The following is a 14,056-nucleotide window of genomic DNA, read 5'->3' as shown; positions in this document are numbered from 1 at the left end:
CAGATCGGCGACTTCCGACAATTGGTATCCGGCGATCAGGCTCAGCTATCGAACATGATCACGCTGCGCAGCGTCTTGCCCGCCTTCATGGCGGCAAAGCCGTAGTTGATCTCCGACAATTTCAGCTTGGCCGAGATCCAGTCCTCGAGATGCAGACGTCCCCGCAAGTAGAAATCGACCAGCCGCGGCATGTCGACGCGAAAGTGGTTGGAGCCCATCGAAGAGCCCTGGATCCGCCGCTCCCTCAGGAAATCGAAACCGTGCAGCTCGATCTTCTGGCCGAACGGGATCATGCCGACGATGGTGGCGGTGCCGCCGGAGGCGAGCATGCCGAAGGCCTGCTCGGCGGTTTCCTTGCGGCCGAGCACCTCGAAGGAATGATGCACGCCGCCATTGGTGAGGTCGCGGACTTGCTTCACGACGTCGCCGTCGGCGGGATTGATGATGTCGGTGGCGCCCAGCTTGGTCGCGAGCTGGAGCTTTGCCGGATTGGTGTCGATGGCGATGATGCGGCCGGCGCCGGCGATCTGCGCCCCGTTGATCGCGGCCATGCCGACGCCGCCGCAGCCGATCACCGCCACGGTCTCGCCTGCCGTCACCTTTGCGGTGTTCACCACCGCGCCGTAACCGGTGATGACACCGCAGCCGATCAGGGCGGCGAGATCGAGCGGCATCTCCTTCCTGATTTTGACGATGGCGTTCTCGTGCACGAGCATCTGCTCGGCGAAGGATGAGAGATTGAGGAACTGATGCAGTTTCTCCGACCTGTTCCACTGCATCCGGTTGGAGGCGCCCGGCAGCAGCTTTACGGTGGTGTCGGTGCAGAGCACGGTGCGGCCAGTGGTGCAATTGTCGCAGGTGCCGCAGAACACCGACAGACAGGTGACGACGTGATCGCCCGGCTTCACGTAGGTCACGTCGGAGCCGACCTGCTCGACCACGCCGGCCGATTCGTGCCCGAGCACTGCGGGCAGCGGATGCGGATAGAGGCCTTCCATGAAATGCAGGTCGGAGTGGCAGAGTCCGGCGACGGTCGTGCGGATCAGGACTTCGCGCGGGCCGGGCTTCGGCAGGCTGACATCCTCGATGACCAGGGGCTTGTTGACTTCATAGAGGACAGCGGCCTTCATCGAGCACTCCCTATCGCGTTTTTTGTTTGATCGTGGCGTGCAGCCTACGCCGCCAGAACCAGTTCGCCAACCTCACTCATGGCGGCCACGCGATCACCAAGCAGCAGCGCCGCGATCTTCGCTTGCCCGGCATTTTCCGTCAGCCGGAACGGATCGCCCGGCGTCACGCGATGGTCGATCACCAGCCGCGACAGCAGCAGCCGGCGCGCATCGCCACGCATCTCATGGATGCGGTGCGCCTCCCAGGCGAGCGCGACCGCGCTTGCGACATGATAGAGCAGGCTGGTGGCGCGGCGCGCATCGGCCTCGTTGTCAGCCTTGCCCGCGACCTCACGCGCAAAACCCACGGCGCGATCGACGAGACCGCGCAATTTGTCGCGCCAGGCCTGCGGCACGGACGCGCTGTCATCAAGCCGCGCATGCAGATCGGCGGCGAGCGCAGATTCCGCGCCATGCCTTCCGACTGCGCGCCGGAGCGCGTCGATCGCGACGATATTGCCGGTGCCTTCCCAGACCGAGCCGAGATGCGCATCGCGCAGCAGGCGGGGCGTGGCGAACTCCTCGATATAGCCGATGCCGCCGCGCATCTCGAGCGCATCGCCGCAGACCTTGCGCGCATCGCGCGTGGCGCGGAATTTCAGCGTCGGCGTCAGAATGCGCAGCAAAGCCGCTGCATCCTGGCTGCCGGCTTCCGCGCGATCGAGCGCATCCGCGGTGAGGAAGCTCATCGACAGCGCCTGCTCCACCGGCAGCATGATCTTCAGCATCTGGCGGCGGCCGAGCGGAAGGTCGATGATGCGGCTGCCGAACACCACGCGGTTCTTCGCCACGGTCATCGCATCATGATAGGCGCGGCGCATCAGCGCAGTTGATTTCACGCCGTTGGAGAGCCGCGACGAGTTCACCATTTCGGCCATCTGCACGAAACCGCGATCGAGCTTGCCGACGGCATAGGCGATCGCGCCTTCGAGCTTGATCTCCCCCGACGCCATCGAGCGGGTACCCAGCTTGTCCTTCAAACGCACGATCCGATAGTGGTTCTGCGAGCCGTCGTCGAGGAAGCGCGGCATCAGGAACAGGCCGACGCCGCGCGTGCCGGGGCCGGCGCCTTCGGGGCGCGCCAGCAGCATCACGACCTTGGCGTCGGCGTTCGAGCAGAACCATTTCTCGCCGTGGAGGCGCCAATGGTCGCCCTCCTGCACGGCCGTGGTCGTCAGCGTGCCGACGTCGGAGCCACCCTCTTTCTCGGTCATGAACTGGCCGCCCTGGGTCAGCTTGCTCATGTCGGTCTGGGTCAAGCCATCGAGATATTTCGCCTTCAGCGCCTCGCTGCCGAAATTCGAAAGCAATTTTGCGCAGCCGTCGGTGACGTTGATCGGGCAGCCCATCCCGAATTCGGTCTGGTTGAAAAGAAACGTGAAGGCGTGCTTGGCCACCACGGGGTACTTGTCCGGCCAGCCCATGATGCCCTTGGCGAGCGAGAGCGCGTGAATGCCGAATTCGCCGAACGCGGCGTTCTCCAGCTCACGGTAGGCCGGATGGTATTCGATCCACTGCACGTCACGGCCGAACTTGTCGCGCTGGTGCAGCACCGGGGTGTGCCGGTCGGCGAGGCGTGCGCATTCGTCGAGTGGCCCGCCAGCGAGCTCGCCGAGGCGATCGAGATGCGGCTCGATGTGGCGGAACAGCGTGTCCGGCAGATGGATGCGCAGCAGATCCGTCAACGCCTGATCGGCGCGGTAGAAATTCATGCCGGATGTATCGGGCGCCAGCAGGCCGGATGGTGCGGCCGCGGCATTTTGTGGCTGCGCTGTGACCGGCTTGTGCATGATCGTCCTCTTCGTTCCCGCCCGACGGCAATTCTTAGAGCTTGCCGCGTTGAATGATGTCGATCATGCTCCAGTCGCGGAGTGCGATAAAGCCGCAAATTGTCAGGGAGGCATGATCGCCGTGAAGGAGCAATTCGCTCTGCGGAATTGTGCTCGATCCCGCTGGTTGTCCGCACAGCGGATGCATAGATCAGCGACTCCCTGTTTCCGAGAGATCACGCCATGGAACACCCGAAATACAAGATCGCCCTCATCGTCGGTGCCGGCGAAGGTCTGAGCGCCTCGCTGGCGCGATTGCTGGCCGCGCAAGGCATTCGCGTCGCGCTGGCTGCGCGAAAAATCGAGAAGCTGGGTGCGCTCTGCAGCGAGACAGGGGCGAAGGCCTATGCCTGCAACGCCACCGAGCCCGAGGAGGTCGAACGGCTGTTCGGCCTCGTCGAGCGCGAGATCGGCACGCCCGACCTCGTCGTCTACAACGCCAGCGGCCGCACGCGTGGGCCGTTCGTCGATCTCGTTCCGGCCGATGTCGCGCAGGCAATCGCGATCAGCGCCTATGGCGGCTTTCTGGTGGCGCAGCAGGCGGCCAGGCGCATGCTGCCGAACAAGCACGGCGCGATCCTGTTCACCGGGGCGTCGGCCAGCGTCAAGGGCTATGCGCAGTCGGCCTCGTTCGCGATGGGCAAGTTCGCGCTGCGCGGGCTGGCGCAGAGCCTGGCGCGCGAGCTCTCGCCGCAAGGCATTCACATCGCGCATTTCGTGATCGACGGCGGCATCAAGAGCGCAGGGCGGACCGAGCCCGACGACAAGCCGGATTCGATGCTCGACCCCGATGCGATCGCGGAGAGCTATTGGAACGTGTTGCAGCAGCCGCGCAGCGCCTGGAGCTGGGAGCTCGAGCTGCGGCCCTGGGTGGAGAAATTTTGAGGCGATCATACGACAACAACCGTCATTGCGAGGAGCGAAGCGACGAAGCAATCCAGACTATTTCCGCGGAGGCAGCCTGGATTGCTTCGCTTCGCTCGCAATGACGAAAGAAAAGGGAGGCGACATGACCACGGACACCACCATCGACACCGGCACCAACGAACTCCTCTGCGTCATCCGCGACCGCGTCGCAATCATCACGCTGAACCGGCCGGAGGCGCGCAATTCGCTGTCGGACACGCTCACGCCGGCGCTGCGCACGATGATCCGCGCCTGCGGCGAGAATCCGGGTGTCGGCGCGCTGCTGCTCACCGGCGCGGGCGAAGCGTTCTGCGCCGGCGGCAACGTCAAGGGCATGGGCGCGCATCGCGACAAGGCCAAGCTCGAGATGTCCTTCGACGACAAGGTCGCCGATCTCCAGGAGCGTCAGCGTTTGCTCACTGGCGCTCTGGTGTCGATCCGCAAGCCGACCCTCGCAGCCCTGCCCGGCCCCGCAGTCGGCGCGGGTCTCGCCATCGCCATGGCCTGCGACATCCGCATCGCCGCGCAATCGGCCTTCGTCGCCACCGGCTATGCCCGCATCGCGCTATCAGGCGATTACGGCATCGCCTGGCTGCTGACGCGGTTGGTTGGCACCGCCCGGGCACGCGAGCTGCTGTTCACCGGCGATCGCGTCGATGCCATCAGGGCCGAAGCTATCGGCCTCGTCAACCGCGTCGTGCCCGACGACAAATTGCAGACCGAAGCTTTCACTCTGGCAAAATCGCTCGCAGAAGGTCCCCGCCTTGCGCTGCGTTACATGAAGGACAATCTCGACGAGGCCCTGCTGTTCGATTTCGAGACCGCCCGCGACCACGAGGCCGAGCGCCTGATCCGCCTGACCACCACCGCCGATCACAAGGAGGCGGTGCAGGCGTTCATCGAGAAACGCAAGGCGGTGTTCACGGGGAAGTAGTAGCGGCACTCGAGACTCTTTGACCGTCACCCTGAGGCGGCCGCTTCTTCAGCGGCCCTCGAAGGGCGACGGCCCGACTGTTGCTGCGAGTCACGTGTCATGAGCAGCCGGGCCGCTCATCCTTCGAGGCTCCCCGCGCGGCGCTCTACGCCCCGCGTCTCGTACCTCAGGATGACGGGATGCAAATCGCTCCATCCGGGCTACGCGGCGCGCTGAGTGAGGGCAAAAAAAAGCCCGGCTCTGATTGACCAGAGCCGGGCTTGGAGTGGTGTCAGACCGAGGCTGAGGGGCTTTCGGCCTGACGGGAAAGGGCGGCGAGACGCCAGCTCGCGCAGGGAATGTCTTTCGGGGCGACCGAGATGTCCTTGTCGAAGCGCACCAGCTTCCAGTCGTCGGGATGATTGACGAAGGCGAAGCCGTATCTGCGGGCCAGCGCGATCATGGCCTCGTTGGAACGCAGCGTGTCGCCGAACATGTGCTCGGCGCCGAGCGCGGCGGCACGGCATTCGAGATTTTTCATGAGCGCGGTCGCGATGCCGTGACCCTGCCAGCGGTCGTCAACCGAGAGACCGAACTCGAGCATCGAGGTCTCGGCATGCAGCGCGTAGCGCGCTTCAGCAACGATCGTCTCGAAGCCGTCGACCTGCTTGGTCGCGACAACTGTGAAACGCTCACGTTCACCGACCTGAAGGAAATCATTCAGCAGGCCCTTCGGCAATTCGCTGATCGCGCCGAAGAAGCGGTTGTAGCGGGAGCGGGTCGAAAGCGAACGGAAATAGTGCTGAAGCTCTTCAGTGTCCCGCGGCTCGATGAAGCGAACGTTGATCGCCTCGCCCTGCCGGGTGAGCAGCACATCCGAATACTGCTTCAGATCTTCCAGACGAAGAATGCTCATGACATGTGCCCTGGAGAGAGGGACCGCCGGCGCCCCTGTGAACAGGCGGCGCCGGCCTGGCGGCCAATCAGGCCCGCCAGAAGGGTTTGTCAGCCTCGTAGGCAATGTCAGTCCAGGACAGGCCGACGTCGTGGAGATCACGGGCCGTCCAGTGGGCGAGTTCGCGCCGGGTCCGGTAGCGCTCGTGCCAGACGTGAAGGGTCTCGCCGATCTGCTGGAGCAGGCCAGGCGCATGATGATTTGTCATCGAATTGTGGGTCAAAGTAGACATTTTCAGCTCCTTGAGCTAACTTGACCGCTAATATCTGCTTCCTACCGCGCTGCGACAAACGACAATTTGTACCTCTTCGCATGAAATAACGTCATGCATCCTGTTGCCAGATGACTGCCAGATTGCCCTCCCTGAACGGATTGCGGGCCTTTGAGGCCGCCGCACGCCATCTCAGCTTCACGCTGGCGGCGTCCGAACTGAACGTGACCCAGACCGCGATCAGCCATCAGATCCGCAGGCTCGAGGAGGAGCTCGGCATCCGCCTGTTCATCCGGCAGAACCGCGCGCTGGCGTTAACGCCGGAGGCGCGCGACTACCTCCCGGGCGTCCGCGCCGCCTTCAACGACCTGCGCCTGGCCACCGACCGGCTTCTGCGCAAGGACGACGACAAGGTGCTGACGGTCTCGACGCTGGCCTCGCTCGCCGCCAAATGGCTGCTGCCGCGGTTGACCGATTTCCAGGAGCAGCACCCCGGCATCGACGTCCGCATCACGACATCGACGAGCCTCGTCGACTTCCAGCGCGACAATGTCGATGCCGCGATCCGCTATGGCCGCGGGCAATGGCCGGGCCTGCGCGCCGACTGGCTGATGGCGGACGAGCTGTTTCCGGTGTGCAGTCCGTCGCTGCTGCGCGGCGACAGGCCGCTGCGTCAGCCGGAGGATCTGAAGGGCTATCCGCTGCTGCACACGTCCAACGCCAACAGCGATGACTGGCGGCTGTGGCTGACGGCGGCGGGCCTGCCGGCCGATATCGCGCGGCAACCCGGCATCACCTTCGACATGATCTTCATGACCATCCAGGCCGCGATCGACGGCATCGGCGTGGCGATGGGGCGGACGTCCTACGTGCAGGACGACATCGCCAAAGGCCGGCTCGTGGTGCCCTTCAAGATCGCGCTGCCTGCCGACGCCGGCTTCTACCTAGTTGCGCCCGAGGGCCGCCGGGAGGCGCCGAAGCTGGTCGCGTTCCGCGACTGGATGATCGCTGCAACGCAAAATAAAGCCTGAAAAATCATCGGCTTCCGCACTGAAATCGGTTGACTCGCCGCGCCCCGCGCGGGAGGGGTAGGACAGATTGTCGCAGCATCAATCTGTCGGCTTGCCGTGAAACGAGTTCCGGTTCGGCCACGCCTTTCCAAGGGGAGCAACGTCATGGCTGGACCAGCAACCAATCCGCCCGAGATCAAGTCGCGCATCGGCGCGATCCTGCGCGCCACCTCGGGCAATTTCCTCGAGCAGTTCGACTTCTTCCTGTTCGGCTTCTATGCCGCCGCCATCGGCAAGGCGTTCTTCCCCTCCACCAACGAGACCGCGTCGCTGCTCAACACCTTCGGCGTGTTCTGGCTCGGCGCCTTGATGCGGCCCGTCGGCGCGATCGTGCTCGGCGCCTATATCGACCGCATCGGCCGCCGTCAGGGCCTGATCGTCACGCTGGCCATCATGGCGATCGGCACCGTCGTCATCGCGTTCTGCCCAAGCTATGCGACCATCGGCATTGCGGCGCCCATCATCGTGCTGGTCGGCCGGCTGTTGCAGGGCTTTTCCGCCGGTGTCGAGCTCGGCGGCGTCTCGGTGTATCTCGCGGAAATCTCCACGCCCGGCAATCGCGGCTTCTACACCTCGTTCCAGTCGTCGAGCCAGCAGGTCGCGATCTTCGTGGCCTCGATCCTCGGCTTCATCCTCTCGGAGGTGATGCCGGCCGACACGGTCGCCGCCTGGGGTTGGCGCATTCCCTTCTTCGTCGGCTGCATGATCATTCCGCTGATCTTCTTCCTGCGGCGGACGCTGGAGGAGACGCCGGCCTTCCTCGCCATGAAGAAGCATCCGACCGCGAACGAGGTGTTCGCTTCCGCGCTCGCCAACTGGCGCATCGTCATCTTGGGCATGATGATCGCGGTCCTGACCACGACGACGTTCTACTTCGTCACCGTGTACACGCCGACTTTCGGCAAGACCGTGCTGAAGCTGTCGACGCAGGATGCGCTGCTGGTGACGCTGCTCGTTGCCGTGACCAACTTCTTCTGGAATCCGGTCGGCGGCGCGCTGTCCGATCGCATCGGCCGCAAGCCGGTGCTGCTGACCATCGCCTGCCTGGCGCTCATTACCGCCTACCCGGCGCTGCACTGGCTGGTGGCGGCGCCGACCTTCGGCAAGCTGCTCGCGGTCGAGATGATGTTCTCGTTCTATTTCGGCGTCTACAGCGGCACCATGCTCGGCGCGCTCGTCGAGATCGTGCCGGCGCATGTCCGCACCACCTGCTTCTCGCTGGCGTTTGCGCTCGCAGCCGCGTTGTTCGGCACCTTCACACCGTTCGCATCGACCTTGCTGATCGAGCATACCGGCGACAAGGCCTCCCCCGGCTACTGGCTGATGCTCGCGGCCGTGCTCGGCATCATCGCGGCGTCTGTGGTGTATCGCGGTGGCGGCAAGGCCGTGCCGACCTATGACGCGGTACCGGAGCCGGTCGCGGGGCATTAGCCGTCGTCCCGGCGCGCGCTCTTCTTCACCTCTCCCCGCTTGCGGGGAGAGGTCGGATCGCGCTTGCGATCCGGGTGAGGGGGGACAGGTCTCACGGTTATCTCATCTGCGGAGAGAGGCCCCTCACCCCAACCCTCTCCCCGTAAGAACGAGGCGAGGGAGCGCACTGACCGCGGGGTTAGAGCTCCACCACCACGTAGTCGCTCTCGACCTTCACCGGAATCGTCTCGGCGACATAGGGCCCCTTCACCACGCTGGCACCCGGCTCCACATGGGCCGCATACGCCTTCACGCGAAACCGGCGGGGGTCGCAATAGGACTGGCCGGTGCGGATGTCGAACTCCCAGCCGTGCCAGGGACAGCGGATGATCTCGCCGAGCTTGGTGTATTCGATCTCGCCGGGGTCACTCGATTGCGCGAGGCCGATCAGCGGGCCCTCGCACAAGGCCGCACCCTGATGCGGGCAGCGGTTCATCAGGCCGAAATATTCGCCCTTGATGTTGAAGACCGCGATCGGCCGACCGTCGATCTCCAGAAATTTTCGTGTGCCCGGCGGAAGCTCATCGACCGCGGCAATCACATGTCTTGCCATCAGGAAATTCTTGCCATCAGGAAATGCCGTACAGCTTCTTCGCGTTGCCCAGATAGAACGCCTCGCGATTGTCCTCGCTGACGCCCGCCGGCAACACACGCGACGGCTCGTCATAATCCCAATGCGGATAGTCGGTCGCGAACAGCAAGCGGTCCCAGCCGATCCACTTGATGACATCGAACAGATCCTCGCGCTGTTCCGGATCCTCCATCGGCTGTGTGGTCCACCACACCTGCTCGCGGATATATTCCGACGGCGGCCGCTTTACATGCGGTACCTCGCTCCTGAGGCGCTGCCAGACCTTGTCGAGCCGCCACGCCAGCGACGGCGCCCAGCCGAAGCCGGCCTCGATCATCACCATCTTCAATTTCGGGAAGCGCTCGAACACGCCTTCGAGCACGAGGCTCGCCAGCGCCGATTGCTGGCATTGCGAGTGTCCCACCATCTCCTCGATGTAGAAGCTCGGCCAGCCCGACGGCGTGATCGGGTTGCCGCCGAAGCCGAAGGCGTGCACGCCGACCGGCAGGCCCGCCTCTTCCGCGGCCTGATAGATCGGCCAGTAGCGGCGCTGGCCGAGCGGCTCGACATTGCGGCTGAGCAGCAGCACCTGGACAAAATTCTTGTCGCCGGCGCGCTCGCGGATTTCCGCAGCGGCGGACAATCCATCCTCATTGCCGACGACGATCGAGGCCTTGAGGCGCTTGTCCTTGGAGGTCCATTTGTCGATCTGCCAGTCGTTGATCGCGGAACACAGCGCCGCCGAGAGCTCGTGATTGCGGATGCCCTGCCCGGTGTTGAGCGGGTTGAGCACGCCCAGCTGGATATTGTTGGGATCGAGCAACTGCTTCTGCATGAAGGAGAGCGAGGAGCCCTGCGGGCCACCCTCCGGCGGATAGGCATCGCGGCGTGAAGCGTTGGGCTGAGCCTTCGGATAGGGCGGGCCTTCCGTCATGCCCTGATAGGCATGGACGCCGTAGACTTCGAGATGATGCTGCCAGCGTTTGGCGAGATACGGGTAGAGCTCGGTGCGCGTGGCGCGTGCCGGATGGATGTCGCAGTCCGCAATCGCGGTCTTCGCAGTCAGTGGGGAAGCGGCGTCTTGGCTCTCGCGAAACTGGATATTCATCGCCTTGCCTCCTTTGGCAGCGGGCTCACGTCAGGCGGGGATAGGTTGCATGCGGATTGTCGATCATGATCTTGCGCACGAGATCGGGGGTGAGCCCCTCGGGCAGCGCGTCCTGGCCGTCGAACTGCCAGTGCGGATAGTCCGTGGAGAATAGGACCAATTCGTCGCACTGCATATGATCAAACAGGCGATTTAATGTCGCCTCATCCGGCGGCGCATCAAATGGCTGTAACGAGAAGCGGATGTTGCTGCGCACAATTTCGAGAGGGGCGCGATCGACCCAGGGCGTCTCCATCCGCACCCCGCGCCAGAATTTGTGCAAGCGCCAGAGATAGGGCGAGATCCAGGAGACGCCGGATTCCAGCATCACCATTTTGAGCCGCGGATATTTGGCGAACACGCCTTCGACGATCAGGCTGGTGAGCTGGGTCTGGAACGCCTGGGCCTGACCGACATAATCCTCGATGTGGTAGGAACCCCATCCCACGGCGGTCGGCGGATTGTGATAGGCGGAACCCGCGTGGATACCGACCGGCAGATCGAGCCGTTCCGCGGCCTCGTAGATCGGCCACAATGCGCGCTTGCCGAGCGGCGTGTCGCCCATCACCAGCATCAGCACCTGCACGAAGCGCCTGTCCTGCGTGCAGCGTTCGATTTCGGCGACGGCCTTCTCGATGCTCTGCGTCGGGATCACGATCGAGCCACGCAGGCGTGGATCACGGTCGAGCCATTCCTTCGCCAGCCACGCGTTCAGCGCGCTGCAGAAGGCGGCCTGCATGTCCTCCGAAAACACCATCTGCACGCCGTAAAGCGGATTGCAGATGGCGTAGCTGAGCTGGAAGGGATCGAGCACATGGCGCTGCATGTCCTCCAGGCTCTCGCCCGGCTTGCCGGTCTCGGGGCGCCAGTCGGGCCGTGCCACGATCGGCGAATTCTGCGGATAGGATTGCGAGACGAGATCGACCATGCCGCGCGTCGTCACCTGATCGCGCCAATAATCGCTCAGGTACGGCAGCAGGCTGGTCAGATGCGGCACGGCCGGATGCACATCGCAATCCACCGCGCCGGCGATCAGGGACGCCATGACGTCTCCCTTCTCACGTTTCCTCGTTTTGTCGGCGGCACTTCGCGGCGACCGTCTTGTGTCCCGCCATTCAAGCAGGCCTGCCCGCCGCCCGCAACTCGGCCAAGGCTTCTGTCATATGCTAGGAAGGCGTAGCTCGGTTGCGGATGAACAAGGGGTTTTGGGGATGAAAGAGCTCGTCGGCATTGCGGAACAGGTCGCGGCCAAACTGATCGCGCGCAAACAGACCATTGCGGTCGCGGAATCCTCCACCGGCGGCCTGATCGCGGCAAGCCTGCTCGCGGTGCCCGGCGCGTCGGCCTATTTCCTCGGCGGCGCCGTGGTCTACACCCGCGATGCCCGGCGCGTGCTGATGGATATTTCGGATGAAGGAATGAAGGGCTTTCGTTCCTCGTCGGAGCCCTACGCAAAACTCCTGGCGGAGCAGATGCGCGGCCGGTTCAGCTCCGACTGGGGCCTCTCCGAGACCGGCGCCGCCGGCCCCACCGGCAACCGCTATGGAGATGCCGCCGGGCACAGCTGCATGGCAGTGGCGGGACCTGCGACGGAAGTGATCACGCTGGAGACGGGTGGCAATGACCGCTTCGGCAATATGCAGGTGTTTGCGGCGACGGCGTTGAGATTGTTGCTGAGGAAGCTGGAGGGGTAAGCTGCCGCGTGTGAGCGAGCCGGAGGCAGCCTCAACACAGCTGTCATCGCCCGGCTCGACCGGGCGATCCAGTACTCCGAGGCCGTTGTGATTGATTCGATAGCCCGCGGCGTACTGGATGCCCCGGTCAAGCCGGAGCATGACAGCAGAGAATGAGGCGCGACAGCGGAAGCCCGAGCAGCAGCTACCGCCCCAAATGCCGCATGAAAATCCGCACCACATAGCCGTGCACCCGCGGTGCCTCGTCATAGATATCCGATGCGATCCGCTCGATGGTCTCGCGCAGGGACAAAAACTGCGCCTGGCGCGCGCTGCTTTCGGTGCCCTGCATGCCCGCGAGCGCGTCCATCGCGGCGTCGCTGATCTGGCACTGCACCGCCTCGCTGTCGCTCATCATGGTGAAGCGAAAGGCCAGCCGTTCAAGGTCATGGCCGATGATCTTGTCGCGCAAGAGCGGCATTGAAACAGTCCGGTCGGCCCCGCGCCGACAATGCTGAAAATTGCCCGGCTTGTCAGCCGCAAAGAGACGGGATGCCGCTCTACTGGAACGCGACTTCGGCAAAACTGCGGAGTTTTCGCGAGTGCAGCCGTTCGGACTCCTGCTGCTTCAGCCGCTCCAGCGCCTTCAGGCCGATCTCGAGATGCTGGCCGACGCGACGGCGATAGAATTCGCTGGCCATGCCCGCCAGCTTGATCTCACCATGCAGCGGCTTGTCGGAGACGCAGAGCAGCGTGCCGTAGGGAACGCGGAAGCGATAGCCGTTGGCGGCGATCGCGGCCGATTCCATGTCGAGCGCGACCGCGCGCGATTGCGACATGCGGCGGATCACCTCAGGCCCTGATATCTCCCAGTTGCGGTTGTCCACGCTGGCGACGGTGCCGGTGCGCATCAGGCGCTTCAGTTCGAACCCTTCCAGCCCCGTGACGTCCTCGACGGCCTGTTCGAGCGCGACCTGCATCTCGGCCAGCGCCGGGATCGGCACCCACAGCGGCAGCTCGTGATCGAGCACGTGGTCCTCGCGCACATAGCCATGAGCGAGCACGTAGTCGCCGAGCCGCTGCGTGTTGCGCAAGCCCGCGCAATGGCCGAGCATCAGCCAGGCATGCGGGCGCAGCACCGCGACGTGATCGGTGACGTTGCGCGCATTCGACGGGCCGGTGCCGATGTTGATCAGCGTGATGCCGCGATAGCCCGGCATGACCAGATGAAAGGCTGGCATCTGCGGCGCCCGCACCGGTGCATCCCCGCTGGTGGCACCGCCACTGCGCGTGATCACATTGCCGGGCGCGACGAAGGCGTCGAGGCCCGCCTCGCCGGATTGAAGCCGCTGCTGGCAGGCTTGCGCGAAGGCATCGACATAGAATTGGTAGTTGGTGAAAATGACGAAGTTCTGGAAGTGCTCGGGGTCGGTGCCGGTGTAGTGGTAGAGCCGGCGCAGCGAGTAATCGACGCGGGCGGCGCGGAACAGCGACAGCGGTTCGGGCGCGCCGGGCTGAAGCTCGAAGGTGCCGTCGGCGATGGCATCGTCCATGGTGGCGAGGTCGGGCACGTCGAATGCGTCGCGCAGCGAGCGCGCGACGGGCGAATTCTCGCTGGTGGTGATCGCGGCCTCGATGTTGATGTCGCGGCGATAGGCGAAGTGAACCGGAATCGGTTCGACGGATTCGCCGATCTCGACGGGAATGCCGTGGTTCTGGATCAACAATCCGATCTGCTCGGTGAGATAGGCACGAAACAGATCCGGCCGCGTCACGCTGGTCTCATGCACGCCGGGCCGGGCGACGAACCCGTAAGCAAGCCGCGAATCCAGCCGCGCATGCGTCGCGGTGGTGAGGCGGACGAAGGGGTAGTAGGCTCGCACCCGCGTCGTGATCGCTTCGCCGCCGACATAGGCCTCGAAGCGGTCGCGCAGGAACTTCGTGTTGCGCTCGTAGATGTCTTCGAGGCGGGCGACGGCCGCGGCGGCATCGGAGAAGGATTCGGTGGCGATGGTGGGTGGGGATTGCATGGGTCGACCGCCGGGTTGCAGGGCTTGAGTCGAACTATAGCAAAGAAGGCGGTGCCGTAGGGTGGGCAAAGCGAAAGCGTGCCCACCCGGAGCGAGCATCACGCACACAGCC

Annotated in this window: 14 protein-coding genes; 5 read left to right on the top strand and 9 right to left on the bottom strand. The window is 64.3% G+C overall.

Annotated features, from left to right (window positions below):
- Positions 1 to 41 precede the first annotated feature (41 nt).
- Both AB7532_RS04010 and AB7532_RS04005 read right to left on the bottom strand, forming a co-directional pair.
- Entirely contained in the window at positions 42 to 1,130 is a 1,089-nt protein-coding gene (locus tag AB7532_RS04010; protein ID WP_441233538.1) for a Zn-dependent alcohol dehydrogenase, read from the bottom strand.
- A gap of 44 nt (positions 1,131 to 1,174) precedes the next feature.
- Positions 1,175 to 2,959: an acyl-CoA dehydrogenase family protein gene (locus tag AB7532_RS04005; RefSeq protein WP_441233537.1), complete on the bottom strand. Its 1,785-nt coding sequence runs from the start codon at positions 2,957 to 2,959 to the stop codon at positions 1,175 to 1,177.
- A 222-nt stretch (positions 2,960 to 3,181) separates the two neighbouring features.
- Between AB7532_RS04005 and AB7532_RS04000 the strand changes: the two genes are divergently transcribed.
- Positions 3,182 to 3,883 carry an SDR family NAD(P)-dependent oxidoreductase gene (locus AB7532_RS04000; protein WP_441233536.1) on the top strand — a complete coding sequence of 234 codons (702 nt, stop codon included), beginning with the start codon at positions 3,182 to 3,184 and terminating at the stop codon, positions 3,881 to 3,883.
- Between the two features lie 124 nt (positions 3,884 to 4,007).
- Positions 4,008 to 4,838, top strand: coding sequence for an enoyl-CoA hydratase (locus AB7532_RS03995; protein ID WP_441233535.1), 831 nt, complete (start codon positions 4,008 to 4,010; stop codon positions 4,836 to 4,838).
- Between the two features lie 271 nt (positions 4,839 to 5,109).
- Here AB7532_RS03995 and AB7532_RS03990 read toward each other — a convergent pair whose 3' ends face one another.
- Entirely contained in the window at positions 5,110 to 5,733 is a 624-nt protein-coding gene (locus AB7532_RS03990) for an N-acetyltransferase family protein (RefSeq protein WP_441233534.1), read from the bottom strand.
- A 67-nt stretch (positions 5,734 to 5,800) separates the two neighbouring features.
- A complete protein-coding gene (locus AB7532_RS03985) occupies positions 5,801 to 6,004 on the bottom strand; it encodes a DUF1127 domain-containing protein (protein WP_441233533.1) in 204 nt (67 codons plus the stop codon).
- Between the two features lie 110 nt (positions 6,005 to 6,114).
- Between AB7532_RS03985 and AB7532_RS03980 the strand changes: the two genes are divergently transcribed.
- Both AB7532_RS03980 and AB7532_RS03975 read left to right on the top strand, forming a co-directional pair.
- Positions 6,115 to 7,014, top strand: a complete 900-nt coding sequence (locus AB7532_RS03980; protein WP_441233532.1) for a transcriptional regulator GcvA — start codon at positions 6,115 to 6,117, stop codon at positions 7,012 to 7,014.
- A 144-nt stretch (positions 7,015 to 7,158) separates the two neighbouring features.
- Positions 7,159 to 8,484, top strand: coding sequence for an MFS transporter (locus AB7532_RS03975; RefSeq protein WP_441233531.1), 1,326 nt, complete (start codon positions 7,159 to 7,161; stop codon positions 8,482 to 8,484).
- Between the two features lie 178 nt (positions 8,485 to 8,662).
- Here the strand turns inward: AB7532_RS03975 and AB7532_RS03970 are convergent, their stop codons facing one another.
- Genes AB7532_RS03970 through AB7532_RS03960 form a run of 3 tightly spaced genes read right to left on the bottom strand, consistent with a single transcriptional unit; the run spans position 8,663 to position 11,286 of the window.
- Positions 8,663 to 9,076, bottom strand: coding sequence for a Rieske (2Fe-2S) protein (locus AB7532_RS03970; protein ID WP_441233530.1), 414 nt, complete (start codon positions 9,074 to 9,076; stop codon positions 8,663 to 8,665).
- A gap of 16 nt (positions 9,077 to 9,092) precedes the next feature.
- The gene (locus AB7532_RS03965; RefSeq protein WP_441233529.1) at positions 9,093 to 10,202 is read right to left on the bottom strand and encodes an amidohydrolase family protein; all 1,110 of its coding nucleotides are present in this window, start codon (positions 10,200 to 10,202) and stop codon (positions 9,093 to 9,095) included.
- Positions 10,203 to 10,227: 25 nt separating this feature from the next.
- Entirely contained in the window at positions 10,228 to 11,286 is a 1,059-nt protein-coding gene (locus tag AB7532_RS03960; protein ID WP_441233528.1) for an amidohydrolase family protein, read from the bottom strand.
- A 166-nt stretch (positions 11,287 to 11,452) separates the two neighbouring features.
- On the opposite strand from AB7532_RS03960, the gene AB7532_RS03955 reads away from it, so the two are divergent.
- The gene (locus AB7532_RS03955; RefSeq protein ID WP_441233527.1) at positions 11,453 to 11,935 is read left to right on the top strand and encodes a CinA family protein; all 483 of its coding nucleotides are present in this window, start codon (positions 11,453 to 11,455) and stop codon (positions 11,933 to 11,935) included.
- Between the two features lie 184 nt (positions 11,936 to 12,119).
- On the opposite strand, the gene AB7532_RS03950 is transcribed toward AB7532_RS03955, so the two are convergent.
- Together AB7532_RS03950 and AB7532_RS03945 are read right to left on the bottom strand one after the other, a co-directional pair.
- A complete protein-coding gene (locus tag AB7532_RS03950; protein ID WP_441233526.1) occupies positions 12,120 to 12,395 on the bottom strand; it encodes a DUF1488 family protein in 276 nt (91 codons plus the stop codon).
- A 79-nt stretch (positions 12,396 to 12,474) separates the two neighbouring features.
- Positions 12,475 to 13,944 carry an AMP nucleosidase gene (locus AB7532_RS03945; protein ID WP_441233525.1) on the bottom strand — a complete coding sequence of 490 codons (1,470 nt, stop codon included), beginning with the start codon at positions 13,942 to 13,944 and terminating at the stop codon, positions 12,475 to 12,477.
- Positions 13,945 to 14,056 lie beyond the last annotated feature (112 nt).

Source organism: Bradyrhizobium sp. 930_D9_N1_4 (assembly GCF_052076015.1).
In the GTDB taxonomy this organism is placed as follows: Bacteria; Pseudomonadota; Alphaproteobacteria; order Rhizobiales; family Xanthobacteraceae; genus Bradyrhizobium.
This window is presented reverse-complemented; position numbering and strand designations above follow the sequence as displayed.